General features: G+C 65.4%; 21 protein-coding genes. 11 read left to right on the forward strand and 10 right to left on the reverse strand.

The features are described from left to right. Window positions 1-41: 41 nt before the first annotated feature. The 3 genes from QM741_RS04250 (at window position 42) to QM741_RS04260 (ending at window position 3,192) form a co-directional block, all read left to right on the forward strand. A complete protein-coding gene (locus tag QM741_RS04250; protein ID WP_415206496.1) occupies window positions 42-470 on the forward strand; it encodes a DUF1330 domain-containing protein in 429 nt (142 codons plus the stop codon). Between the two features lie 171 nt (window positions 471-641). Further along, complete coding sequence (locus tag QM741_RS04255; protein ID WP_415206497.1) at window positions 642-2,018, forward strand: AcvB/VirJ family lysyl-phosphatidylglycerol hydrolase; 1,377 nt, start codon at window positions 642-644, stop codon at window positions 2,016-2,018. A gap of 271 nt (window positions 2,019-2,289) precedes the next feature. Then, window positions 2,290-3,192, forward strand: a complete 903-nt coding sequence (locus tag QM741_RS04260; protein ID WP_415206498.1) for a YbaY family lipoprotein — start codon at window positions 2,290-2,292, stop codon at window positions 3,190-3,192. Window positions 3,193-3,251: 59 nt separating this feature from the next. Here QM741_RS04260 and QM741_RS04265 read toward each other — a convergent pair whose 3' ends face one another. Continuing rightward, the gene (locus tag QM741_RS04265; protein WP_415206499.1) at window positions 3,252-5,591 is read right to left on the reverse strand and encodes a Tex family protein; all 2,340 of its coding nucleotides are present in this window, start codon (window positions 5,589-5,591) and stop codon (window positions 3,252-3,254) included. 878 nt (window positions 5,592-6,469) lie between these two features. After that, window positions 6,470-8,353, reverse strand: coding sequence for a tRNA uridine-5-carboxymethylaminomethyl(34) synthesis enzyme MnmG (gene mnmG, locus QM741_RS04270; RefSeq protein WP_415206500.1), 1,884 nt, complete (start codon window positions 8,351-8,353; stop codon window positions 6,470-6,472). Window positions 8,354-9,033: 680 nt separating this feature from the next. Here mnmG and QM741_RS04275 point away from each other — a divergent pair. The 4 genes from QM741_RS04275 (at window position 9,034) to QM741_RS04290 (ending at window position 11,271) form a co-directional block, all read left to right on the forward strand. Further along, complete coding sequence (locus QM741_RS04275) at window positions 9,034-9,228, forward strand: hypothetical protein (RefSeq protein ID WP_415206501.1); 195 nt, start codon at window positions 9,034-9,036, stop codon at window positions 9,226-9,228. 101 nt (window positions 9,229-9,329) lie between these two features. Continuing rightward, window positions 9,330-10,283 carry a pyridoxal-phosphate dependent enzyme gene (locus QM741_RS04280; RefSeq protein WP_415206502.1) on the forward strand — a complete coding sequence of 318 codons (954 nt, stop codon included), beginning with the start codon at window positions 9,330-9,332 and terminating at the stop codon, window positions 10,281-10,283. Further along, window positions 10,280-10,693 (forward strand): ketosteroid isomerase-related protein, encoded by a 414-nt coding sequence (locus QM741_RS04285; protein ID WP_415206503.1) that lies wholly within the window; start codon window positions 10,280-10,282, stop codon window positions 10,691-10,693. Before QM741_RS04280 ends, QM741_RS04285 begins: the two co-directional genes overlap by 4 nt. Beyond that, window positions 10,690-11,271 (forward strand): DNA-3-methyladenine glycosylase I, encoded by a 582-nt coding sequence (locus tag QM741_RS04290; RefSeq protein WP_415206504.1) that lies wholly within the window; start codon window positions 10,690-10,692, stop codon window positions 11,269-11,271. Before QM741_RS04285 ends, QM741_RS04290 begins: the two co-directional genes overlap by 4 nt. A gap of 52 nt (window positions 11,272-11,323) precedes the next feature. Here QM741_RS04290 and bioC read toward each other — a convergent pair whose 3' ends face one another. The 4 genes from bioC to bioB form a co-directional block, all read right to left on the reverse strand. Beyond that, on the reverse strand, window positions 11,324-12,193 hold the full coding sequence (gene bioC / locus QM741_RS04295; protein ID WP_415206505.1) for a malonyl-ACP O-methyltransferase BioC: 870 nt from the start codon (window positions 12,191-12,193) through the stop codon (window positions 11,324-11,326). Beyond that, on the reverse strand, window positions 12,190-12,957 hold the full coding sequence (bioH, locus tag QM741_RS04300; protein ID WP_415209074.1) for a pimeloyl-ACP methyl ester esterase BioH: 768 nt from the start codon (window positions 12,955-12,957) through the stop codon (window positions 12,190-12,192). The genes bioC and bioH overlap by 4 nt, the downstream gene beginning before the upstream one ends. 6 nt (window positions 12,958-12,963) lie before the next feature. Further along, a complete protein-coding gene (gene bioF / locus QM741_RS04305; RefSeq protein ID WP_415206506.1) occupies window positions 12,964-14,163 on the reverse strand; it encodes an 8-amino-7-oxononanoate synthase in 1,200 nt (399 codons plus the stop codon). A 147-nt stretch (window positions 14,164-14,310) separates the two neighbouring features. Further along, the gene (bioB, locus tag QM741_RS04310) at window positions 14,311-15,324 is read right to left on the reverse strand and encodes a biotin synthase BioB (RefSeq protein ID WP_415206507.1); all 1,014 of its coding nucleotides are present in this window, start codon (window positions 15,322-15,324) and stop codon (window positions 14,311-14,313) included. Window positions 15,325-15,399: 75 nt separating this feature from the next. Between bioB and QM741_RS04315 the strand changes: the two genes are divergently transcribed. From QM741_RS04315 to QM741_RS04325, 3 genes are all read left to right on the forward strand, one after another. After that, entirely contained in the window at window positions 15,400-16,143 is a 744-nt protein-coding gene (locus tag QM741_RS04315) for a ComF family protein (protein WP_415206508.1), read from the forward strand. A gap of 130 nt (window positions 16,144-16,273) precedes the next feature. Continuing rightward, window positions 16,274-18,325, forward strand: a complete 2,052-nt coding sequence (locus QM741_RS04320) for a sodium-translocating pyrophosphatase (protein ID WP_415206509.1) — start codon at window positions 16,274-16,276, stop codon at window positions 18,323-18,325. Between the two features lie 84 nt (window positions 18,326-18,409). Next, the gene (locus QM741_RS04325) at window positions 18,410-18,754 is read left to right on the forward strand and encodes a hypothetical protein (protein ID WP_415206510.1); all 345 of its coding nucleotides are present in this window, start codon (window positions 18,410-18,412) and stop codon (window positions 18,752-18,754) included. Between the two features lie 345 nt (window positions 18,755-19,099). On the opposite strand, the gene QM741_RS04330 is transcribed toward QM741_RS04325, so the two are convergent. The 3 genes from QM741_RS04330 to glyQ all read right to left on the reverse strand — a co-directional run bounded on the left by QM741_RS04330 (window position 19,100) and on the right by glyQ (window position 23,063). Beyond that, on the reverse strand, window positions 19,100-19,663 hold the full coding sequence (locus tag QM741_RS04330) for an REP-associated tyrosine transposase (protein ID WP_415206511.1): 564 nt from the start codon (window positions 19,661-19,663) through the stop codon (window positions 19,100-19,102). 213 nt (window positions 19,664-19,876) lie between these two features. Next, window positions 19,877-22,018 carry a glycine--tRNA ligase subunit beta gene (gene glyS / locus QM741_RS04335; protein ID WP_415206512.1) on the reverse strand — a complete coding sequence of 714 codons (2,142 nt, stop codon included), beginning with the start codon at window positions 22,016-22,018 and terminating at the stop codon, window positions 19,877-19,879. Between the two features lie 139 nt (window positions 22,019-22,157). Next, on the reverse strand, window positions 22,158-23,063 hold the full coding sequence (gene glyQ / locus QM741_RS04340; protein ID WP_415206513.1) for a glycine--tRNA ligase subunit alpha: 906 nt from the start codon (window positions 23,061-23,063) through the stop codon (window positions 22,158-22,160). An 89-nt stretch (window positions 23,064-23,152) separates the two neighbouring features. Between glyQ and QM741_RS04345 the strand changes: the two genes are divergently transcribed. Further along, window positions 23,153-24,973 (forward strand): GspE/PulE family protein, encoded by a 1,821-nt coding sequence (locus tag QM741_RS04345; protein WP_415206514.1) that lies wholly within the window; start codon window positions 23,153-23,155, stop codon window positions 24,971-24,973. Window positions 24,974-25,104: 131 nt separating this feature from the next. Here the strand turns inward: QM741_RS04345 and QM741_RS04350 are convergent, their stop codons facing one another. Continuing rightward, window positions 25,105-25,278, reverse strand: a complete 174-nt coding sequence (locus QM741_RS04350; protein WP_415206515.1) for a hypothetical protein — start codon at window positions 25,276-25,278, stop codon at window positions 25,105-25,107. Window positions 25,279-25,342 lie beyond the last annotated feature (64 nt).

The following is a 25,342-nucleotide window of genomic DNA, read 5'->3' on the forward strand; positions in this document are numbered from 1 at the left end:
GTAGGCTTGCTTGACACATTTTCTCTACTTTTGGAATTTTTATGACCACTCCGCAGACATACCTCGAACCCACACAAGAATCAGGTCGCGAGTTCTTCACTCGCGGCATTTCGGGTAGCGTGGTCATGCTCAATTTAATGCGCTTTCGCTCAGTTGCAGACTATTCAGCCAATCCTTCGCTTGCGCCAGCTTCGCCAATCTCCGGTGAGGCTGCCTACCGTTTTTATATGGAGCATACGCTTCCATTCTTAGAGGCTTCTGGAGGCGAGGTTTTGTTCTATGGCAAAGGCGGGCCGTTCTTGGTTGGCCCAAACAGCGAGCGTTGGGACGCAGCCATGCTTGTTCGCCAATCAAGCGTTGCATCGTTTCTTGAGTTTGCCTCAAACCAAGATTACTTGTCAGGCATTGGGCATCGTCTTGCGGCACTGAAAGATTCACGCCTGCTCCCGCTTGTTCAAGAGCAAGCCTAACTATTCAAGCCAACGTCACTTCGCGGCGCGGCTTAATTCAGGCGATATCCTGCAAATATCGTGAACACGGGTCGTCATTGCTTTGCCGAATATCGCCATCCCTGGTGCCTGGATTCCGGCATTCCCTGCCGGAATGACGTCGCGATTGTCCGGCTCGCCGCCGGATTCTTCTTGCTCCTTCTGTTTTTCTTCCACCCCTCTGCCGAAGCAGGCACTGTTCCGGTCCACTACGGCCTGTTCGGCGACGTCCACGTCGCCGCGCCTGCCGACGAAGCCAAACGTACCGTCGTCTTCGTTTCCGACAAGGAAGGCTGGAACGCCCGCTCCGAAGCGCTCGCGACCGCGCTCGCCGACGACGGCGCGCTGGTTTTCGGCATCGATTACCCGGTCTACGAAAAGGCAATGGAGTCGATCAGGAACGACGCTTGCCATTTCCCGTCCGCGCACATCCAGGAGATGAGCGACTGGATGCAAAAAAATCAAAAAGTGAAGAATTTCACTTATCCACTCCTGGTCGGCGATGGCGCGGGCGCGGCATTCGCCTACGCGGTCGATGCGCAGGCGCCGAAAGGCACGTTCGGCGGCCTCGTCACGCTCGGCTGGGATTTTTCCCCGCGCTTCCCGAAGCCGATCTGCAAGGGCGATGCCGGCGAAATGTCCGTTGCCGACGACAGCCGGTTCCGCATCGCGCCGGTGAAAGCGCTGCCGAACCGCTGGCTGCCTCTGCCATTTGCCATCGGCGCGCGCGTGGACGGCGCGCTGTCGTCGTGGCGGGCATTGTGGAATTTCCTGCCGCTGCCGCCGTCGTGGCGCGGCCATCCGCGTGCGGACACGGGCGACGAATTGAACCGTGCCGTCGCCCGGCTGACCGCGCCGGCGAGCGTCGCCAAGCCACTGCCGGGCGACGTCGCCGACCTGCCGCTGGTCGAAGTGCCCGCGCAGGGCGCGTTCGCCGAACGCATCGCGATCATCCTCACCGGCGACGGCGGCTGGGCGGGTCTGGACATCGCCGTGGCCGACCAATTGAGCAAACGCGGCATCGTCGTGGTCGGCCTCAACACGCTGAAATTCTTCTGGCAGACACGCACGCCGGCCGCGGCCGCCGACGCGGTCACGCGCATCGTCGGCCATTACGGCAGCGAACATCCGAATGCGGATTTCGTCGTCATCGGCTACTCGTTCGGCGCCAGCCTCGCACCGGTCGTCGTCAACCGCCTGCCCGATGCGGCGCGCGCGCGCATCGCTGCCCAGGTGCTGATCTCGCCCGACGACGAAGCCGTGTTCGAAATCCACGTCGGCGACTGGTTCGGCTCCACCCACCACGACGGCGCGATTCCGATCGGCCCCGAAATCGCGCAGTCGAAAGTCCCCGTGATCTGCGTCCACGGTACCGACGAAGGCGCCGACAGCTTCTGCGCGACGCTGGCCGGTAAGCCGAACGTCAGCGACGTTTCGCTGCCGGGCGGCCACCACTACGATGGCGACTACGACGCGCTCTGCGCGCGCATCGCGGCAAGCCTGTCGGCGCTTGGGAAGGGCGAACATTAACGAATGTTTGACATCGCCCGTCTCGCGAGGCCGCCTCCGGCCCCGCAAATTGCGGGTGGCTCGAATGCAAACGCCGCGAAACGGCTTCGCCACCCATCTGTGCAGCGCACGCTCGTCCGGCTAGAATCGAACCCGATCCATTGTGGGCGGAAGTCGGCACGGCGCAGGAACGGCCTGAAAAACTCCATCGCGGATTTTTCGCAAACGCTGGCGCTTGCTGCACGAAAGGGTGATGCACCGTATATTTTCGATTTGCTCGAGGAGGCTAGCCATGCGAATTCTTCTTGCCACCACCGTTCTCTCCGCGGCACTGCTCGCCGCCTGCGGCTCGTCCGCACCGCCACCGCCGCCCGCACCCGTGGTCGCGCCGATCCCGAGCGCGGTCAGCGGCACGATCAGCCTGATCGAGGCGCGCGACCTCAGCGACGCGGCCAAGGTCGACATCAAGGTCTTCGACGTGGCGCATCCCGAGATCGTGCTCGCGCAATCGACGATCCCGAATGCCAACAAGCTGCCGCTGTCGTTCAACCTGCCAATCGACGCGGGCAAGGTCGATCCGAAGGGCATCTACGCTCTCGATGCGATCCTGACCGACGGCGACCGTCGCTTCCTCAAGAAGCTGGAATATCAGGTGCTCACCGACAAGGCGCGCACGGCCAAGGTCGACGTTCAGCTCGCGCCAGAGGCGACGCCGGCCGAGAAGCTGTTCGAGGAGTACAAGAAGGCCGCCGCACAGACCGGCAACCTCAAGCAGATCAGCGGCAAGTATTCGAACGACAACTTCGGCACGGCGTGGGATGCGTTCACCTCGAACGGCAAGGTCAAGTTCGTGCGTGAGGTGACCGACGCTTACGACGACAGCGGCCGCACCACCTACAAGATCGCCTACAAGGACGACAAGCCGTGGGTGATCGTGCGCGAAGCTTCGCCGGTGGGTTCGCGCGCCGTGCTGGCGACGACGAGGGTCGGCTGGGGCGACGACGGCAGTCTCGTGCTGCACGAAAAAGTCGCCAACGGCCAGACCTCGGACGTCTCCGAAGCCGACGCGAAGGCCATGCAAGCACATGCGGACGCGGCGCTCGACGTGGCGCAAGGCCATGCGCCGAAGCCGCAGACCGGCGCGCAGACCGACGACAAGGCGAAGAAAGGCGCGCCGGCGAAAAAGCATCGCTGACGCCCATCCGTCATTCCTGGCCGCACCGCCGGAATGACATAGCGTAGTTTGCCGCCGCGCTATTGCCGCCGCGCCTTCGCGAAGGCGTCGGAGAAAGCGTTGTTGGCCTGTGCCGGAGCGCCCGGCTTTGCGAAGCCGCCGCGACCGCCCGGCACCGGTCTCGCTCCGCGCGGATCGCGCGATGCCGCACCGCCATCGCGCGCCGATGTGCGCCCCTGCGCATCGGCGCCGACCGGATCGTCGAGCCGCATCGTCAATGCGATGCGCTTGCGCGGCAGGTCGACCTCGAGCACCTTGACCTTGACGATGTCGCCGGCCTTCACCGCCTCGCGCGGATCCTTGACGAACTTGGTCGACAGTGCCGAGATGTGGACGAGGCCGTCCTGGTGCACGCCGATGTCGACGAAGGCGCCGAACGCGGCGACGTTGGAGACGCGGCCTTCGAGCACCATGCCGGGCTTCAGGTCCTTCATGTCCTCGATGCCGTCGGCGAACTCGGGCATGTGGAACGCGGGGCGCGGATCGCGGCCGGGCTTTTCCAGTTCCTTGAGGATGTCGCGCACCGTCGGCAGGCCGAACTTGTCGTCGGTATACTTTTCCGCCTTGAGCGAGCGCAGGAAGGCGATGTCGCCGACGACCTGCTTCACCTCGCGCTTGCTGTCGCCGACGATGCGCTCGACGACCGGATAGGCTTCCGGATGCACGCTCGACGCGTCGAGCGGATTGTCGCCGCTGGTCACGCGCAGGAAGCCGGCGCACTGCTCGAACGCCTTGTCGCCGAGCCGCGGCACTTTCCTGATCGCCTCGCGCGTGCGGAATGCGCCGTGCTCGTCGCGGTACTTCACCACGTTCTCGGCCACGCTCGCGCTCAGGCCCGCGACGCGCGACAGCAGCGAGGCCGACGCAGTGTTGACGTCGACGCCGACGCGGTTGACGCAGTCCTCGACGACGGCGTCGAGCGCGCGCGCGAGCTTCACCTGGTTGATGTCGTGCTGGTACTGGCCGACCCCGATCGCCTTCGGCTCGATCTTGACAAGTTCGGCGAGCGGGTCCTGCAAGCGCCGCGCGATCGACACCGCGCCGCGCAGCGACACGTCCATGTCGGGGAATTCCTTGGCCGCCGTTTCCGACGCCGAGTACACCGAAGCGCCGGCCTCGGAGACGACGATCTTCGCGAGCTTCAGCTCGGCATGCTTCTTCATCAACTCGCCGGCGAGCTTGTCGGTCTCGCGCGACGCGGTGCCGTTGCCGATCGAGATCAGGTCGACCTTGAACTGCCTGCATGCGGCGGCGAGATACGCGATCGACTTGTCCCACTCGTTGCGCGGCTCGTGCGGATAGATCGTGCCGGTGCCGAGCACCTTGCCCGTGGTCTCGACGATCGCGACCTTGACGCCGGTGCGGATGCCCGGATCGAGGCCCATCACGACCTTGTGGCCGGCGGGCGCCGCCATCATCAGGTCTTTCAGATTGCTGCCGAATACGCGGATCGCTTCATCCTCGGCCGCCTCGCGCGCGCGGCCGAACAGGTCGAGGGTCAATTGCAACATCAGCTTGATGCGCCAGAGCTGGCGGCAGCACTCGCGCAACCACGCATCGGCCGGACGACCGCGGTCGGCGATGTCGAAATGCGCGGCGATGCGGCCTTCGGCTTCGGCATGGCCTTGTTCGGCTTCCGCGCCGGGCTCCAAATCCAGATCGAGAAAACCCTCGTTGCGCGCGCGGAACAGCGCGAGCAAGCGGTGCGACGGAATCGCCTTGATCGACTCGGCGTGATCGAAGTAATCGCGATACTTCGCGCCCTCGACTTCCTTGCCGACGACGACCTTGGCGCGGATCTGGCAGCGGCCCCATAGCCACTCGCGCAGTTCGCCGATCAATGCCGCGTCTTCGCTCATCTCTTCGAGCACGATCACGCGCGCGCCGTCGAGCGCGGCCTTCACGTCGGCAACGTTCTTCTCCGCATCAACATACGTCGTGGCGAGCGCTTCGGGCGTCTCCGCTGGATTGGCGCGCAGCGCATCGGCGAGCGGCTGCAAGCCCGCGTCACGCGCGATCTGCGCCTTGGTACGGCGTTTGGGTTTGTACGGCAGGTACAGGTCTTCGAGGCGCGCCTTAGTGTCGGCGTCGAGGATCTGCGCCTTCAGCTCATCGGTCAGCTTGTTCTGTTCCGCGATGCTCGCCAGCACGGCGACGCGGCGCTCTTCGAGCTCGCGCAGATAGCGCAGACGTTCTTCGAGCTTGCGCAATTGCGTGTCGTCGAGACCGCCGGTGACCTCTTTTCGATAGCGCGCGATGAACGGTACCGTGGCGCCTTCGTCGAGCAGCTGCACAGCCGCGGCGACCTGATCGGGCTTGGCGGCGATTTCGGCGGCGATCTTGAGTTCGATGTTCGACATACGGTGAGCGGCAGCGGCTTTCCGGATGAAAGGGCAGGCATTGTAGGCGAGTGCGCGGGCTTGCAATCCAGCGCGGGCTTGTGCCTGCGATGCGTCGTCCGAAATCAGCGATCCGCCCGAGCAGGACGGTCGCGCCGGCGAAGACGCTCTTGTCGTGCGCGGCATGGGCAAGACCGCAGGAGAAACCCGCGTCGAGTACCAGGTGCGCGGATTCGTTGTAGTTCACTGCGCCGAGCAACTGGCTTTGCACGGGCGTGCCGCGCTGATGCGCGCCGGACAATTCCATAGCGGCGCCCCAGATCGGGTCGAGCGACCATGACGCAGCGCCGGCCCAGGTGCTCTGCCAGCGCGAGACGCCAGGCACGCGCGTCGTGTAGCGCGTGCCGCCGAGGTTCGTCGCGCCGAGGTCGACACTGTAGATGCCGTTGACGATGCCGGCCGGCTTGCCGACGCCGAGAGTGCGCCGCGCCGTCGGCACGATTTCACCCGCCTTGATGCCGAACGCCGCATGCTCGCCCAGCGCAAACGCCTGCTTCCATTCCAGCGACAGGTCGCCGATCCTGCGCACCGTCTCGCCGCCGGGAGGCGTGCTCGTCGCATACGCGTTACCGCCGACGAGGATGCCGTAGTCGTCGGCCAGCGCGACCTTCACCAGCCACGGCACGCTGCCTTCGCGCGAACCATCCTGTCGACTGGCAATGCCGCCGAATTCGCCCTCGATCCGGCCTGCATGCGGCAGGCTCGCGGGATTCGACACCGTCGGACGATAGGGCGTGACGGCGGCTTCAGCATCACCGCCGTCCTGCGCGAATACGGCTGGCGGCGCGAGCAGCAATGCGGCCACCAGCGCACGGGACGGAAGGCCGCGCCGCATCGGCTCAGGCGACGCGACGCTGACCGCGCTTGAGATGCACGAGCAGCAGCGAGATCGCCGCCGGCGTGACGCCGGAAATGCGCATCGCCTGGCCGATGGTCTGCGGCTGCGCCGCCCCGAGTTTCTGCGTCACTTCGGCGGAAAGGCCGCGCACCTGCGCATAGTCGAACGCATCGGGAATGGCGGTGTCTTCGTGGCGGCGCTGGCGCTCGATTTCTTCGTTCTGGCGTTCGAGGTAACCCGCATACTTCGCCGAAATCTGCACTTGTTCGGCGACGAGTGCATCGCCGACGCCCGGCCCGAGCGCGGGGACATGCATCAGTTGCGCGTAGTCGAGTTCGGGGCGACGCAACAGGTCGAGCGCATTCGTTTCGCGCGACAATTCGATACCGAGCGTCTCGCGGACTTCGCGCCCGAGCGCATTGTTCGGCGCAGCCCAGATCGCCTTCAGGCGTGCGGTCTCGCCATCGATCGCCTCGCGTTTGCGCCGGAATGCGTCGTAGCACGCCGCATCGAGACTGCCGAGTTCGAAGCCCTTGTCGCATAGGCGCAAGTCGGCATTGTCCTCGCGCAGATTCAGACGGTATTCGGCGCGCGAGGTGAACATGCGGTACGGCTCACGCGTGCCGTCGGTGATGAGGTCGTCGATCAGCACGCCGATATAGGCCTCGTCGCGTCGCGGCGTCCACGGCTCGCGATCCTGCGCCGCGCGCGCAGCGTTGAGGCCGGCGATCAAACCCTGCGCGGCGGCTTCTTCGTAGCCCGTGGTGCCGTTGATCTGGCCGGCGAAGTACAAGCCCTCGATCGCCTTGGTCTCAAGCGAAGCCTTGAGGCCGCGCGGATCGAAATAGTCGTATTCGATCGCATAGCCCGGGCGCGTTATATGGGCGTTTTCGAGTCCCCTGATCGAACGCACGAGCTCCAATTGCACATCGAACGGCAGCGAGGTCGAGATGCCATTCGGGTAAATCTCGGTCGTATGCAACCCTTCCGGCTCGAGGAAGATCTGGTGCGAGCCTTTCTCGGCGAAACGCACCACCTTGTCCTCGATCGAGGGGCAGTAGCGCGGGCCGACGCCTTCGATCTTTCCCGTATACAAAGGCGATCGATCGAGGCCTGCGCGGATGATTTCGTGCGTACGTTCGCTCGTATGCGTGATCCAGCACGGCACCTGGCGCGGATGATCGGCGGCGTCGCCCCAGAACGAGAATACCGGCATCGGCGTGTCGCTGGGCTGTTCGGCCAGCGCGGAAAAGTCGATGCTGCGGCCGTCGAGGCGCGGCGGCGTGCCGGTTTTCAGGCGATCGACCGCCAGCGGCAGCTCGCGCAGGCGCGCGGCGAGGCGCTGCGCCGACGGGTCGCCCGCACGGCCACCCGCATAGTTCTCGAAGCCGATATGGATCTTGCCGGCGAGGAACGTCCCCGCGGTCAGCACGACGCAGCGGGCGCGGAAGGCCAAGCCCATCTGGGTGACCACGCCTGTCACTTTCTGCCCTTCCACGATCAGATCGTCCACCGCCTGCTGGAAGATGGCCAGGTTCGGCTGGGTTTCCAGGCGCTCGCGAATGGCGGCCTTGTACAGGGCACGGTCGGTCTGGCAGCGCGTCGCGCGCACGGCCGCGCCCTTGGAGGCATTGAGCGTGCGCCACTGGATGCCGGCGCGGTCCGCGACCTGCGCCATCACGCCGCCAAGCGCGTCGATTTCCCTGACCAGATGGCCTTTGCCGATGCCACCGATGGCGGGGTTGCAACTCATCTGGCCGAGCGTTTCGATGTTGTGCGTGAGCAGCAGCGTGCGCGCGCCGAGCCGAGCTGCGGCAAGCGCGGCCTCGGTGCCGGCGTGGCCGCCGCCAACGACGATCGCATCGAAGTGGGAATCGGAATTCATGGCAAGGCCGGCGCGGCCGAGGTGGGATTGACGAGAGACGAGTATATCAGTGCGAGCTTGGCACGGTTCCTGCTTTGATTCGTAGGCACTTCGAACGAACGCACAGCGCCGCTGCCAGCGCGTTGATGATTGGGCTCAGGGGCCGATTCGCGCCAGTCCGAAGGACGCAGCAAGGAACCAGCGAAGGGATTTCAGGAGGAAAGGCTGGCGCCCGGCGGTCTTAGGAACAGGGGGAATCCAAGAGGACCGTATGCCGGGCGCCAGTAACCCTATGTTCTGCGTCGCGACTCTGCCGAGCCAAGGCTTCGTACCGCAGACTTCGCCGTCTCAATGTATCTAATGTATCTTTTTTAGAGCTTACCTCGGGACGAACCAGAAAAACGTGAAGCCTGCCACAGCGCTGCAGATTCCCGCTTCCCATCCCATCCCCTGGTCACAACGAATTTTCGTCCCGTCTGGACGCGTTGTGTCACCCCCGGCGCCGGCAAATTCAAAGCAATCGACCACCTTCGTAAATCACTATACTCGAGAATTTTGCGAAATGGAACAAATTTCCTCAATAACTCCATATTGATGAATGGTTTGCCGTGCATTTCTTTATGAACTCTTAATTGGCACGACACTTGCTTAGCCTTTTCAGCCCGAATTCTGGGCCGAAGAAATCTATCAGGGGTAACACCATGTTGAACGAACATCACTCGAATCCCATCAGCAGCGTGCAGTATCTGCGTCACGATCTGATGATCGAACTGGGCCGCATCGAAATGGCCATGGAAGAAATCGGTCTGAACCCGAATCCGCAGACCGCGATCGAAACGTTGCAGAACAAGCATGCGCGCGTCTCCGCCGCGCTGGACAAGCTGCCGCAGCACTGACGGGTTTTCGACAGGCCGCAAGCTCCGTTGCTGCGGCCCACCCAACCGCGGCATCGCACGACCGGGTTATGATCGTGCCCATGCCCGAACCTTCCAGATCCATGCAGGTCGCAACCGTGGGCCTGCCGGATTTCGTCGACGTCGAATTCGCCGCGCACCGCATTGAACCGCATGCCGCGCGCACCCCGGTGCTGCGCGCGCGAAGCCTCGACGCGCTCGCCGGCGCCACACTCGCGTTCAAGTGCGAGAACTTCCAGCGTGCCGGCGCATTCAAGTTCCGCGGTGCCTGCAATGCGGTGTGGACGCTGGGCGACGCCTGTGCCGCGCGTGGCGTGGTCACGCATTCCTCGGGCAATCATGGGGCCGCCTTGGCGCTGGCCGCGCGTACGCGAGGCATTCGTGCCCACGTCGTCGTGCCGGAAAACGCGGTGAAGTCCAAGCTCGCCGCGATCGCGGCCTATGGCGCAAACCTGCACTTCTGCGCGCCGACGATCGCGGCACGCGAAGCAGCCGCTGCGCGGATACAGGCCGAGACGGGCGCCGAACTCATCCACCCCTACACCAACCCACGCGTGATCGCGGGCCAGGGTACGGCCGCGCTCGAATTGCTGCGCGAAACCGACGAACTCGATGCGCTGATCGCGCCGATCGGCGGCGGCGGCCTTATCGGCGGCAGCGCGATCGCGGCCCGGGCGCTTCATCCTCGCATTGAGCTCTACGCCGCCGAACCCGCCGGCGCGGCCGACGCCTTCGAATCGCTGCGCCGCGGTGCGCGCGTCACCGACATCGTGCCGGACACCGTCTGCGACGGCCTGCGCGGACAACTCGGCGAGATCAACTTCGCGCTGTTGCGCCAATACGGCGTGCGTGTTCTGACCATCGACGATGCGCAAACACTCGCGGCGCAACGCCTCGTCTTCGAGCGCATGAAGATCGTGATCGAGCCCTCTTCGGCGATCGCGCTCGCCGCCGTGCTCCGCCATCCCGAAATTTTCCGCGGCCGCCGCGTCGGCGTAATTCTCTCCGGCGGCAACATCGACATGGAAACACCATGACACAACAGAATTCGATCGCCCTGATCCGCCGCTACTATGCCGCCTTCAACGCCGGCGACTGGGAAGGCATGCTCGCCTGCCTGACCGACGACGTCGCGCACGACATCAACCAGGGCAAGCGCGAGACGGGCAAGAGCGCATTCCGCGCATTCCTCGAGCACATGGAACGCTGCTATCGCGAGCAGTTGCGCGACATCGTCGTGATGGCCGGCGAAGATGGCGCGCGCGCCGGCGCCGAGTTCGTCGTCCACGGCGATTACCTCGTCACCGACGAAGGCCTGCCGCCCGCGCGCGGACAAAAGTACGTCCTGCCCGCCGGCGCGTTCTTCGACGTGCGCGACGGCAGGATTGCGCGCGTGACCAACTACTACAACCTGCCGGACTGGACCGCGCAGGTGCTCGGTCAATGACGGCAAAATCCGCCTCTCTCTCGCGTTGCCGTTGGGTCGAGGGCGGTAACGCGCTGTATTACTCGTACCACGACGAGGAATGGGGCGTGCCCTTGCACGACGACGACAAGCTGTTCGAATTCCTCGTTCTGGAAGGTGCGCAGGCGGGCCTGTCGTGGGCCACGGTGCTGAACAAGCGCGCAGCGTATCGGCGCGCGTTCCACGACTTCGACATCGCCAAGGTCGCGCGCATGACCGACGCGGCGCTGGAAAAACGGCTGCTCGATCCGGGCATCGTCCGCAACCGGCAGAAGATCTGGTCCGCGCGCAACAATGCGCGCGCCGCGCTCAAGGTGATCGGCGAATTCGGCAGCCTCGATGCCTACTTCTGGTCGTTCGTCGACGGCAAGCCGATCCGCAACCGCCGGCGCGGCCACGTCGACGTGCCGGCGCGCACCGAACTGTCGGACAAGCTGAGCCGCGACATGCAAAAGCGCGGCTTCAACTTCGTCGGCTCAACGATCATGTACGCGCACATGCAGGCGACGGGAATGGTCAACGACCATCTCGTTTCGTGCTTTCGCCATGGTGAGGTGTGATCTTTTGTCGTCATTCCCGCGAAAGCGGGAATGACGGACCAAGAGGATTCGGTCAACGTCGCGAACCGCGCAAGCGGTCGATCGGGAAGCTTGCGATCTCGCCGCCGCCGCGTCCGCGACGCGGCTGGCCCGGATCGGGCGACCAGGCGTGCGCGTAGATGACTTCGTAGGTCGCCGGCAACACGCCGTCGAAACGAAACGACTCGTAGGCTTCGACCGCGCGGCGATAGTGCGCGCGCCCGGTCAGTCCGCGCGCGCGCCGCGGATCGGCATTGGTCGCGCCGATCGCCTTCAGCTCGCGCATCAACGTCGGCGCGGCGTGGTACGTCAGCGTGAAATGTTCGGCGTCGAGCACGGGGTCGCGGAAGCCCGCCTGCATCAGCGCATCGCCAACGCGGGCGATGTCGACGAACTGGCTGACATGCGGTGTGCGGTCCGCCTGCGCCCATGCGGCCCGCAGCTCGTGCAGCGTGTCGGGACCGAACGTCGACAGCGCGAGATAACCACGCGGCTTGAGCACGCGGCGGAACTCGTCGAACAGCGCGGGCAGATCATCGATCCACTGGATGCACAGATTCGAGAACAGCACGCCGACGCTCGCGTCGGCGAGCGGCAGCGCGCGCGCATCGGCATTAACGCGCGCGACCGGACGCAGCCAATGGGCTTTCACCCGCTCCAGCATCGGCATCGCCGCGTCGAGCGCGATCACCTGTGCGTTCTTCCAGCGCAAGCGCATCGCCTGTGCGGCAGCGCCGGGTCCGCAGCCGAGATCGAGTACGCGCGCAGGCGCCGTCTCGACGTAGTCGAGGCGTTCGAGCAAGCGTCGCTCGACTTCGCGCTGGAGCACCGCATGCGCCTCGTAGCTCGCCGCGGCGCGGCCGAACGAGCGGCGCACCTGGTTCGTGTCGAACGGCGGCGTCATGGCGCGGGCAACCTCGCTGCGAAATCGAAGATCGCATCGGCGACCTCGCGCGCATGGCTCAAGAACGGCGCATGTCCCGAAGCGATTTCCACAAATCCACTTTGCATACTTTGTGCGGACGCCCAGCGCATCGCCGCAGGCGGCACGAGGCGGTCGCGGCGACCGGCGATCCACAGGCTCGGCATCGCCAGTTGCGCAAGCCGGATGCGCAGATCGGCGGTTTCGAGCACGTCCAGTCCGTGTTCGAGAATCTCGATATCGGGCTCGCTGCGCGCGAACACGAGCGCCTTCAGCTCGCGCAGTTCGGCCTGTGCGTTCGCCGAGCCAAGCGTCTCCAGCGCGAGGAAGCGCTCGATCGCCTCGCGGTAGTTCTGCCGCAGACCGAGCGCGAACTGGGTGAAGACGGCGAGATCGACGCCATGCGTCCAGCCGTCGACATTGACGAATCGGGGCGACGCGGCCGTCTCGACGAGGCCGTGCACTTGCGATGGCCGCGTCAGCGCGGCTTGCAGCGCGACAAGGCCGCCGAGCGACCAGCCGACCCAGATCGCGGGCGGCGTCGCGTCGAGCACGCGGGCGGCCCACGTGGCGAGGTCGCACACGCTCTCGTCGCCACGACTGAAACCGTGCCCCGGCAGGTCGACGACATGCACGCGGAAGCGTTCGGCGAGCAGCGGCGTCAGCGGCGCGAAGATGCCGCCGTGCATCGCCCAGCCGTGGATCAGCACGAGTTCGGGGCCTGCGCCGACCGTTTCGATATGCAGCATGCGTCAACGTTCCTTTTTCGTCGCCCCGCGCGCATGCGCGATCGCGCGCGCGAGGGCGTTCAAGAGTTTTTCCACGTCGGCTTCCTCGTGTAGCGCCGAGAACGTGACGCGCAGCCGCGCCTTGCCCTGCGCGACGGTCGGCGGGCGGATGGCGGGCACGAAGCAGCCGTCGCTTTCGAGCCGCTGCGCGGCGACCAGCGCCGCGCGGCTCGCGCCGATCAACACGGGCTGGATCGGCGTGCGCGAGTCGAGCAGAGCGATGTCGCGCTCGCCTGCGCCGTGGCGGAAATGGGCGACGAGGCGACGCAGCTTGTCGCGCCGCCAATCCTCGAAACGCACGATGTCGACGGCCACGCTCGTCGCTGCCGCGAGCGCGGGCGGCATCGCCGTGGTGTAGACGTGCGTACGCGCAAACTGTACGAAGCCGTCGATCAGCGCCTTGCTGCCGGCGATGAATGCGCCGGAGACGCCGAGCGCCTTGCCGAGCGTCGCCATCAGCACGGGCGCGTCGTCCTGCTCCAGACCCGCATCGGCGAGACTGCCGGCACCCTCCTGGCCGAGCACGCCGAGGCCGTGTGCGTCGTCGACCATCAGCGTGGCCCGCTGCGCCTTGCACAGCGCAGCCAGCCCGGCCAGCGGTGCGACGTCGCCATCCATGCTGAACACGCCGTCGGTCGCAAGCAGGGCCGCGCCGTCGGGGTTCGCTTCGAGTTGCCTTCGCGCACTGTCGGCATCGGCATGCACGTAGCGCTTGAGCGTCGCGCCCGCGAGCCGTGCGCCGTCGATCAAACAGGCATGGTCGAGCTTGTCCTGCACACAGACGTCGCCTTCGCCGAGCAAGGCCTGCATCGCGCCGAGATTGGCCATGTAGCCGGTCGAGAACAGCAGCGCGGCGTCGCGCTTTGTCCAGCGCGCGAGCTTTTCCTCGAGCGCGGCGTGTTCGTCGCGATGACCGCCGAGCAGATGCGCCGCGGTCGCGCCGACGCCCCATTGCTTCGCCGCGCGGATCAGCGCTTCCTGCAAGGCCGGATGTTGCGCCAGGCCGAGATAGTCGTTGCTGGCGAAATTGACGAGCGTCCGTCCGTCGATCCAGATATGCACGCCGTCGACTGCTTCGACTTCGCGCAGGCGGCGCAGCAGATCGTGCCTGGCGCGTTCGGCCTGCGCGGCGGCGAGACGTTCGATCAGATCAGGGCGGGTCATGCTCTTTTCTTCCGTTCTCCCCCGGGAGAAGGTGCCCGAAGGGCGGATGAGGGAAAGGCGTAACAAATTGAAGTGATATTCGTTGTTGACGCGTCTTTCCCTCATCCGGCGCTGCGCGCCACCTTCTCCCGGTGGGAGAAGGGAAGCTTATGCTGCTTCGACGATGTCCGCATGCACCGTGCCGGGGTCCAGCTCGACCTGCATCGGCGCGATGCCGAGGCGTGCGAACAGCGCCTGGTCGTGCTCGACGTCGGGATTACCGGTAGTCAGAAGCTTCTCGCCGTAGAAGATCGAGTTCGCACCGGCAAAGAAGCACAGCGCCTGCAACTCGTCGCTCATCTCGGCGCGGCCGGCGGACAGGCGCACCATCGAACGCGGCATCAGAATGCGCGCAACCGCGATCGTGCGCACGAATTCGAACGGATCGAGCAGCGCGGTGCCGTTGAGCGGCGTGCCGGCGACTTGGACGAGACGGTTGATCGGCACCGATTGCGGATGTTCCGGCAGGCTCGCGAGCATGTGCAGAAGGCCGGCGCGCTGCTCGCGCGATTCGCCCATGCCGACGATGCCGCCGCAGCAGGTCTTCATGCCGGCGGCACGCACGTTTTCGAGTGTGTCGAGGCGATCCTGGTAGTCGCGCGTGTGGATGATCTCGCCGTAGAACTCGGGCGCGGTGTCGAGATTGTGGTTGTAGTAGTCGAGTCCGGCCGACTTCAGCCTCGATGCCTGCGGCGCGCTGAGCATGCCGAGCGTGGCGCAGGTTTCCATGCCGAGCGCGCGCACGGCGCCGACCATTTCGGCGACCTTTTCCACGTCGCGGTCCTTTGGCGAGCGCCATGCCGCGCCCATGCAGAAGCGCGTGGCGCCGGCGGCCTTGGCCTGCTTTGCCTTGTCGAGCACCGCGTCGAGCGACATCAGCTTTTCCGCCTTCACGCCGGTGGCGTAACGCGCGCTCTGCGGACAGTAGGCGCAGTCTTCGGGACAACCGCCGGTCTTGATCGATAGCAGGGTCGATACCTGCACTGCGTTCGCGTCGTGGTGTGCGCGGTGCACGCCGTGGGCGCGCGCGAGCAGGTCGTTGAACGGCAGCGCGAACAGCGCGAGCACCTCGGCGCGGCTGACGGTTTCGCGATTCGGCACGAGTTCGATCGTCACGGACATTCGGGCATTCCGGCTTGGGCGTAAACTGCCGGCAGTGTGAATTCGCCCCTCACCCCTGTCAACCGGAAAACGACGTTGCAAGTTGACGGACTCTGGCGGCGCCTGCAATTCGCGTTGCTGCCGCCGCACTGCCTGCTCTGCGGCGCGCGCGGCGAAAACCTGCGAGACCTCTGCTCCGCCTGCGCCGCCGACCTCGTCCGTAATCGCGTCGCCTGCGCGCGCTGCGCGTTGTCGCTCGCCGCGCCTGCGGCACACTGCGGCGAATGCCTGAAGAACGAGCCGCCGTTCGACGCCGCGTTCGCGCCGTATCTCTATGGCCATCCGCTCGATCTGCTGCTGACCCGCCTCAAGTTCGGCCGCAGCCTCGCGGCCGGGCGCGTGCTGGCCGAGCTGTGGATCGACGCGCTGCACACGGCGCTCGCCGACCGCGCGATCGCCACGCTGCCCGAAGTCATCGTGCCGGTGCCGCTGCACGCCGCGCGCCTGCGCGAACGCGGCTACAACCAGGCACTGGAACTGGCCAGGCCGCTCGCGCGCGAATTCGGCATTGCGCTCGCGCCCGACCTGCTGCGCCGCACGCGCGCGACCGCCGCGCAGTCGAACCTCGACGCCGTCGCGCGCCGCCGCAACCTGCGCGGCGCGTTCGGCGCGAACGGCGACGTACTTTCGGCCAATGGCGAGCCACCCGCGCACGCCGTCATTCTCGACGACGTGATGACCACCGGCGCGACGCTGCGCGAAGCCGCGCGCACGCTCAAGCGTGCCGGCGTCGCGCGCGTGGACGTCTGGGCGCTGGCGCGCGCGCCGCATCGGCGCTGACAACGATACCGTCGAGGCGATGGCGCAGCGCAGTTACCCATCCCGTCGAGGCCGGGTATACTTCGGCAAGTTCGTTTCGCACCACCCCATCGTCGTTCCCATCCATCAGCCTGTTCCAAGGGAGAAAGGCATGCTGCAACAATACGGTTACTGGATCGCGCCCATCTGCGCGCTGCTCGCGATCGTCTACGGCGTCTGGTCGCGCAGTTGGATCATGGCCAAGCCCGCCGGCAACGAGCGCATGCAGCAGATCGCCGCGGCGATCCAGGAAGGCGCGCGCGCCTATCTCAACCGCCAGTACACGACGATCGGCATCGTCGGCGCGGTGCTGTTCGTCGTCATCGGCTTCGCATTGAGCTGGCCTACGGCGATCGGCTTCGCGATCGGCGCCATTCTCTCCGGCGCGGCGGGCTTCATCGGCATGAACGTCTCGGTCGCCTCCAACGTGCGCACGGCGGAAGCGGCGCGCTCGGGCATTTCCGCCGCGCTCGACGTCGCGTTCCGCGGCGGCGCGATCACCGGCATGCTTGTGGTCGGCCTCGGCCTGATCGGCGTCGCCGGTTACTACCTCGCGCTGCTGCATTTCGGTTTGCCGACCGAAAAAGCGCTGCACGCCCTCGTCGGCCTCGCCTTCGGCTCGTCGCTGATCTCGATATTCGCGCGCCTCGGCGGCGGCATCTTCACCAAGGGCGCCGACGTCGGCGCCGACCTCGTCGGCAAGGTCGAGGCCGGCATCCCCGAGGACGACCCGCGCAACCCGGCCGTGATCGCGGACAACGTCGGCGACAACGTCGGCGACTGCGCCGGCATGGCCGCCGACCTGTTCGAGACCTACGCGGTCACGCTGGTCGCGACGATGCTGCTCGGCGGCATCAGCGCCGCCACGGTGGGGCCGAACGGCGTGCTCTATCCGCTCGTGCTCGGCGGCGTGTCCATCGTCGCCTCGATCATCGGCACGTTTTTCGTCAAGACCAAGCCCGGCGCGAAGATCATGAATGCGCTCTACGTCGGCGTCGCCGTTTCGGCGGTGATCGCGGCGATCGCGTTCTGGTTCATCACCAACTCGCTGATGGCCGGCACGCCGATCGGCGCGGGCAACCTGTTCGGCTGCGCGCTGATCGGCCTCGCGCTTACGGCCGCGATGGTCGTCATCACCGAGTACTACACCGCGACCGAGTACGCCCCGGTGCGCCACGTCGCGCAGGCTTCGACCACGGGCCATGCGACCAACATCATCGCCGGCATCGGCATCTCGATGAAATCGACCGCGTATCCCGTGCTCGCGGTGTGCGCGTCGATCTGGGGCGCGTATGCGCTCGGCGGCCTCTACGGCATCGCCATCGCCGCCACGGCCATGCTGTCGATGACCGGCATGATCGTCGCGCTCGACGCCTACGGCCCGATCACCGACAACGCCGGCGGCATCGCCGAGATGAGCGAACTGCCGAAGGAAGTGCGCGCCGTCACCGACCCGCTTGACGCGGTCGGCAACACCACTAAGGCGGTGACCAAGGGCTACGCGATCGGCTCGGCCGGTTTGGCAGCGCTGGTCTTGTTTGCCGACTACACGCACAACCTCTCGGGCCAGCCGGGCCTCGCCAACGTCACCTTCGACCTGTCGAACCACTACGTCATCATCGGCCTGTTGATCGGCGGCCTGATCCCGTACCTGTTCGCCTCGATGGCGATGGAAGCGGTCGGCCGCTCGGCCGGCGCCGTGGTCGAGGAAGTGCGCCGCCAGTTCCGCGAGATCAAGGGCATCATGGAAGGCAAGACCAAACCCGACTACTCGCGCGCGGTCGACATGCTGACCAAGGCGGCAATCAAGGAAATGATGATTCCCTCGCTGCTGCCCGTGCTCGTACCTGTCGTCGTCGTGTTCGGCTTCAAATGGCTCGGCGGCTCGGTCGCCGGCGCGCAGGCGCTCGGCGGCGTGCTGATCGGCACCATCGTCACCGGCCTGTTCGTCGCCATCTCGATGACCACCGGCGGCGGCGCCTGGGACAACGCCAAGAAGTACATCGAGGACGGCAACTTCGGCGGCAAGGGCTCCGACGCGCACAAGGCCGCCGTCACTGGCGACACCGTCGGCGATCCGTACAAGGACACCGCGGGGCCGGCGGTGAATCCGCTGATCAAGATCATCAATATCGTGGCGTTGCTTTTGATTCCGTTGCTTTGAGCGAAGGTGGGGTCAGGGAAGTGAACTTGGCCCCGTTTTCGTCAACCTACGAGGTTACGGACCTTTTATCGCAAGGGGATGAGGGTGAAATTTCTAGCTATTTCCGCAGTGGCCATCACAATCCTTTGTCCCGCAAAAGCTTTTCCTCAAATGAAAAGCCCTGAATTTGCCGAACCTGGCGACAAATTCGTTTGCGAGAAGGAATACATGGACACGAAAGAGCCAAGGATGAAAAGCGAAGTCTTCATGGATGCTTGTGCGCGGCGAAAGAATATCGAGCGCACCGGATCGGTTGACGGGAAGAAGGTTGAGCCGGCGCACCCTGCATCAGAAAAACCGGATCAGGAAAAGGCAATTGCTCGCGCTCAGGAAGTCATGCAAAGCATTTTGAGGACCCCTATTCCGCGCACTGGGACTGCGGCGAGATGACGCAGGGAACGATTGGAAGTGGTCGCGCATGGGGAGGCAAAGACTATTCTGGATGGATTCTTCCATGCCGTATCAACGCCAAAAATAGTTATGGCGGATACACCGGTGAGAAGCAGTACGCGTTTCTATTCTCGGGTGACTCCTTGATGCGTGCCGTCGAAATTGGCTCGTCGCCGTTCGGAGCTACACAGAGTATTGTCTACGAGTATTGAACGCGTAAGGCGGATCAAACGCGTAAGGCGGGTCAAGACCCGCCCTACCATGCCGGTTGTAACGCGCAAGGCGGTCAAGGGCAGCCGCATGCCGGTAGGGCGGGTCTTGACCCGCCTGCCTTGGTTGACCCGCCTACCTTGGCCGCCTCGTCCCGGCATCGATTGCGCCGCGCTCGCCGAAACCGCCCTCGCTCGCCGCTGCGCCCGCCCAATCGGCGGGCAAGTCGCCGCGAAGCACGTAGCGGTGAAACGACGAATACGGCCAGTCCGCCACCCGTTCGGCGTGGCCGTGCTTGACGGGGTTGATGTGGATGTAGTCCACATGCGCGGACCAGTCGCGTTCATCACGGATCAGATGCTCCCAGTATCGTCGCTGCCAGATTCCGCGCTCGTTCTTCGCCAGCCGTCGCGCGCTGCGGTGCTCGGCGGGCGGAACCGCACGCGAGAACTCGGCTTTGATGTTTCGCCAGCGCGTGGCGTTGTCCGCATCGCCCTCGGGCAATCGCCACAGGCAATGCAGATGGTCGGGCAGAACCACGATGGCGGCGATCTCGAACGCACGCTGCGCCTGCGTGCGACGGAATGCGGCGCGCAGTGCGTCGATGCGTTCGACCAGCAACCGCGAATCCCGGCGCAACAGGTTGACCGTGAAAAAACAGGCGCCACCCGGCACCCATGCGCGGCGATAGTTCGACATGCCTGCACGATGCAACAGCGAATGCGTTTGCGCTGCGGGAATTCTCGCCATTACGCGTAGGAGAAATTCGACTGGAATGCGACGGCGGGTCGAGACCCGCCCTACGATGGGAATTTGGGGTCTTTTTGCGACATTGACCCTTGTTCGGCCCCCTTGTCTGCCAGCAGCGCATTGCGCCGCAAAGGCCCGGGCTGCGAAAACTGCGATTGCGGCTCACGCTCCGGGCAATAGCGAGATATCGGCGACGTCGAGGAACATGCTGCGCAACCGATGGAGCAGTGCAAGGCGATTCGCGCGCTTGGCGACGTCGTCGGCCATCACCATCACCGCATCGAAGAACTTGTCGACCGGCTCGCGCAGGCCGGCAAGCCGTTGCAGCGTTTCGACGTAACGACGTTGCGCGGCGAGCGGAGCGATCGCGGCTGCCGTTTCTTCGACCGCGCGATGCAGGTCGGCTTCGGCGCCGGCGTCGAGCAGCGCCGGATCGACTCTGCCGCGGATGTCGCCGCCGGCCTGGCGCAGGATGTTGCCGATGCGCTTGTTCGCCGCGGCAAGTGCCTGCGCCTGCGGCAGTTTGGCGAATTCGACCACGGCGCGCAGGCGACGATCGAAGTCGGTCAGGTCGGCCGGCGTGAGCGCGCGCACGGCCTCGAACGCTTCGGCGGCGATGCCCTGATCGGCGTAATAGCTGCGCAGGCGGTCGAGCACGAAATCGTAGAGTTCGGCAGCGAGCGTTCCACGGCGCGCGCCCGCGTCGAGCGCAGGCGGCTTGCCGTCCTTGCCCTTCGGCAGGCCCGCGGCGAGCGCCGTCTCGGGCAGCAATTGCAGCGCTTCGATGATCAGCGCTTTCAAATCGAGCGCGAGGCCGCCTTCGATCAGCGTGCGCGCGAGCCCAAGCGCGGCGCGGCGCAGCGCGAACGGATCCTTGTTGCCGCTCGGCTTGAGGCCGACGACGAAGATGCCGCCAAGCGTATCGAGGCGCTCGGCGACGGCGAGCACCTGCGCGACCTTGCCCTTCGCGATGCCGTCGCCGGCGAAACGCGGTGCATAGAACTCGTCGAGCGCCTGCGCGACTTCGGCGCTCTCGCCGTTCGTGGTTGCGTAGTAGCGGCCCATCACGCCTTGCAGTTCGGGGAACTCGCCGACCATGCGCGTGAGCAGATCGCACTTCGACAACGCCGCCGCGCGCGTGGCGAGGCCCGCATCGACGCCGAGGCGATTGGCGATCACGCGCGCGAGTTCGGCAACACGCACGCTCTTGTCCCAGACGCTGCCGAGTGCCTGCTGGTAGGTGACGTTCTTCAAACCGTCCTGATACGCGGCCAGCGGCGTTTTCAAATCCTCGTCCCAGAAGAACTTCGCATCGGCGAAGCGCGGACGGATCACGCGCTCGTAGCCCTTGCGGATTTCGGCGGGGTCCTTCGATTCGATGTTGGCGACGCCGATGAAATGCTCGGTCAGCTTGCCGTTCGCGTCGAACACGGGCACGAACTTCTGGTTCGTCTCCATCGTCGTCACGAGCGCTTCCTGCGGCACGGCGAGGAACTCGCGCTCGAACGCGCAGGCGATCGCGACCGGCCATTCGGTCAGGTTGGCGATCTCGTCGCAAAGCGCCTCGGACAGGCGCGGTACGCCGCCGGTTTCTTTCGTCACGCGCGCGACTTCCTCGCGCACGCGCGCACGCCGCGCGGCCGGATCGGCCAGTACCTTCGCGGCGTGCAGCGAATCGAGCCAGGATTCGGCGTCGGCTACGTGCACGGGCCGCGGATGAAGGAAGCGATGGCCGCGCGACTGGCGCCCCGACTTCAATCCGAGAATTTCGCCGTCGACGATGTCGCCGCCGTAGAGCATCACGAGCCAGTGCGCCGGGCGCACGAACGCGTAGTCGTGATCGCCCCAGCGCATCGGCTTGGGAATCGGCAGCGCCTTGAGCGCTTCGGCGACGATTTCGGGAATCAGTGCCGTCGTCGGCCGGCCAGGCTTCTCGCTGCGCGCGACGAAGCGCTCGCCTTTCGCGTCGGCGAGGCGCTGCAATTGCTCGACGGCGACATGGTTCTTCGCGGCGAAGCCCTGCAACGCCGGCGTCGGCGCGCCGCTCGCGTCGAGGCCGATGCTGAGGTACGGCCCCAATACTTCGGACTTCTGCAGTGGCTGTTCCGCGGCGACGCCCGGAACGAGCACGGCAAGACGGCGCGGCGAGCAATACGTTTTCGCGTTCGCCGCGTCGGTTTCGACGCCGCGCTTTTTCAAGCCTTCGGCGATGCCGTTCGCGAAGGCGCTCGCGAGTTCGTCGAGCGCTTTCGGCGGCAATTCCTCGGTGCCCAGTTCGATGAGCAGGGATTTGGATTGAGTCATGATGAAAGCTCGACGCGATTCTTTTTTTGCCGTCATTTCCGCGAACGCGGGAATCCCTCTTGATCTCGCTTTTGTACGAAAAGCATGAAAAGAAGAAACTGGATTCCCGCGTTCGCGGGAATGACGCGGTTAGGGATTTTCAGGCTGCGCGCAATGGTTTCTTGATTCCGGGAAAGCCAAGCTTCTCGCGCTGCGAGTAATACGCCTCGGCAACCGCGCGCGCCAAGGTGCGCACACGCAGGATATAGCGCTGGCGTTCGGTCACGCTGATCGCGCGGCGTGCGTCGAGAAGGTTGAACGTGTGGCTGGCTTTCATCACCTGTTCGTAGGCCGGCAGCGGCAGGCCGGCCTCGACGAGTTTTTTCGCCTCGGCCTCGCAGGTGTCGAACCACGCGAACAGTTTTTCGACGTTCGCGTGCTCGAAGTTGTACGTCGATTGCTCGACCTCGTTCTGATGGAACACGTCGCCGTAGGTGACGATGCCGTGCGGCGCCTGCGTCCAGACCAAATCGTAGACGTTATCGACGTTCTGCAGATACATCGCCAAGCGTTCGAGGCCGTAAGTGATCTCGCCGGTCACCGGTTTGCATTCGAGACCGCCGGCCTGCTGGAAATAGGTGAACTGGGTGACTTCCATGCCGTTGAGCCAGACTTCCCAGCCGAGACCCCACGCGCCGAGCGTCGGCGATTCCCAGTTGTCCTCGACGAAGCGCAGGTCGTGCACGAGCGGGTCGACGCCGAGTTCCTTCAACGAGCCGATGTACCGATCGAGGATATCGTCCGGGTTCGGCTTCATCACGACCTGATACTGGTAGTAATGCTGCAAACGGTTCGGGTTGTCGCCGTAGCGCCCGTCGGTCGGCCGGCGCGAGGGCTGCACGTAGGCCGCCGCCCACGGCTCGGGGCCGAGCGCACGCAGGAAGGTAGCCGGATGGAACGTGCCCGCGCCGACCTCGGTGTCGAGCGGCTGGAGCAGCACGCAGCCTTGATCGGCCCAGTAGCGGTTCAAGGTCTGGATGATGTCCTGAAAGGTGGGGCCGGGCATGCGAATCAGGTCCTGGAGCGCGGTGGCGGGCGGAAAGCGCGCTAGTATATCGGCTGAAGCACGACTACGCCGCCGCAATCAGGGTGAACATGGCCATCGCTCCGCAACGTAATACGCCAGCCGACGCGCCGGCGCCGAAGGCCGACCCGGAGCTGTCGTTGCACCGCAAGCTCGATCTCGAAGCCGTGCTCGGCGCGCTGCTGCGCGACGGCATTCTCGCCGAAGACGACGCGCTCAAGGTGCGCGCCGACGCGCGCACCGCGCGCAGCAAGCTCGAACTGCATCCGCTCGCGGTGATCGCCAATCTCAAACTCGCCAATGCGCGCGACAAGAAGCCGTTGAGCCTCGAAGTGCTGACGCAATGGCTGGCCGACAAGGCCGCCCTGCCCTATCTCAAGATCGATCCGATGAAGGTCGACGTCGCCGCGGTGACGCAGGTGGTTTCGCACGCCTACGCGCAGCGCTTCCGCATCCTGCCGGTCGAGGTTTCCTCGCAGCACGTGACGATGGCCACCTGCGAGCCGTTCGACACGCGCTGGCTGGCCGACATCGGCCATGTCCTGCGCCGCGAAGTGCGCCGCGTCGTCGTCAATCCGGTCGACTTGCAGCGCTACCTGGTCGAATTCTACGGCGTACAACGCTCGATCCAGAAGGCGCGCGACGCGAAGAACGACGCCAGCGCGATCCTCAACTTCGAACAGTTGCTGGAACTGGGCAAATCCGGCGACGTCGGCGCCGACGACCGCCACGTCGTGCACATCGTCGACTGGCTGTTGCAGTATGCGTTCGAGCAGCGCGCCTCCGACATCCATCTCGAACCGCGCCGCGACACCAGTCCGATCCGCTTCCGCATCGACGGCGTGATGCACAAGGTGTTCGAGCTGCCGACGCCGGTGATGACGGCGGTGACCGCGCGCGTGAAGATCCTCGGCCGCATGGACCTCGCCGAGAAGCGCCGCCCGCAGGACGGCCGCATCAAGACGCGTTCGAGTGGCGGCCGCGAGGTCGAGTTGCGCCTGTCGACGATGCCGACCGCGTTCGGCGAGAAGGTCGTCATGCGCATCTTCGACCCGGACATCGTGGTCAAGGAATTCCGCCAGCTCGGCTTCTCGATGGACGAGGAGCTCATCTGGCGCGGCCTGGTCGAACGGCCGCACGGCATTGTCCTCGTCACCGGACCGACCGGCTCGGGCAAGACGACGACGCTGTATTCGACGCTGAAGCATCTGGCCACGCCGGACATCAACGTCTGCACGGTCGAGGACCCGATCGAAATGGTCTCGCCCGAATTCAACCAGATGCAGGTGCAGGCTTCGATCGACCTGGACTTCGCCATGGGCGTGCGCACGCTGATGCGCCAGGACCCGGACATCATCATGGTCGGCGAGATCCGCGACCTCGAAACGGCGCAGATGGCGATCCAGGCGTCGCTGACCGGCCATCTCGTGCTGTCGACGCTGCACACCAACGACGCTACGAGCGCGCTGCCGCGCCTGCTCGACCTCGGCGCGCCGCACTATCTGATCCAGTCGACCCTGACCGGCGTGGTCGCGCAGCGCCTCGTGCGCACGCTCTGCCCGCACTGCAAGGCCGAGACCAAACTCGACTTGCGCGCCTGGGATGCGCTCGTGCACCGCTGGAGCCTGCCGCCGCCGGCGAAGGTCTACGGCCCGACCGGCTGCCTGGAATGCCGCAACACCGGCTATCTCGGCCGCACCGGCATCTACGAGATGATGCGCATCTCCGCGCCGATCCGGCGTTTGATCCAGACCGAAATCGACCTGGGTCGGCTCACCGAAACCGCGCTCGCCGAGGGCATGCGGCCGCTGCGCGTCTCCGCGGCGGCACAGGTCGCGCGCGGCGTGACCACGATACCCGAGGTGATCGGCGTGTTGCCGCCGGTCGAATGAACGGCGCGGCGGCGCAATGTATACATTGCGGCATCCTGCCCGTGCGCAAAAACGAAAAAGCGGCCGGGCGGCCGCTTTCTTCTTCCCCTGCCGCAGCGGTTGCCGCTGCGGTCGTGCAATTCGGGTGACGCTTACTTCTTGGTCTTGCGCGCCGTCGAGGCCTTGGCGAGGAAATTGTTGATCGCCTCGTTGGTCACATCGTACAGCGGCCGGCCGGCGTTCGCCGCCGCGGCCTTGAGCGCATCGCGCACTTTCTTGGAAACGCGCAACGAGGCGTCGCGGGCTTCTTCTTCGTTTTTCGCCATGGAGGTACTCCGAAAGAGGGAAACCGGATCAGGTGGTTTGCGAAAACATTGTATACAAGGGCGA

This window comes from Rudaea sp. (genome assembly GCF_047601565.1).
In the GTDB taxonomy this organism is placed as follows: domain Bacteria; phylum Pseudomonadota; class Gammaproteobacteria; order Xanthomonadales; family Rhodanobacteraceae; genus Rudaea.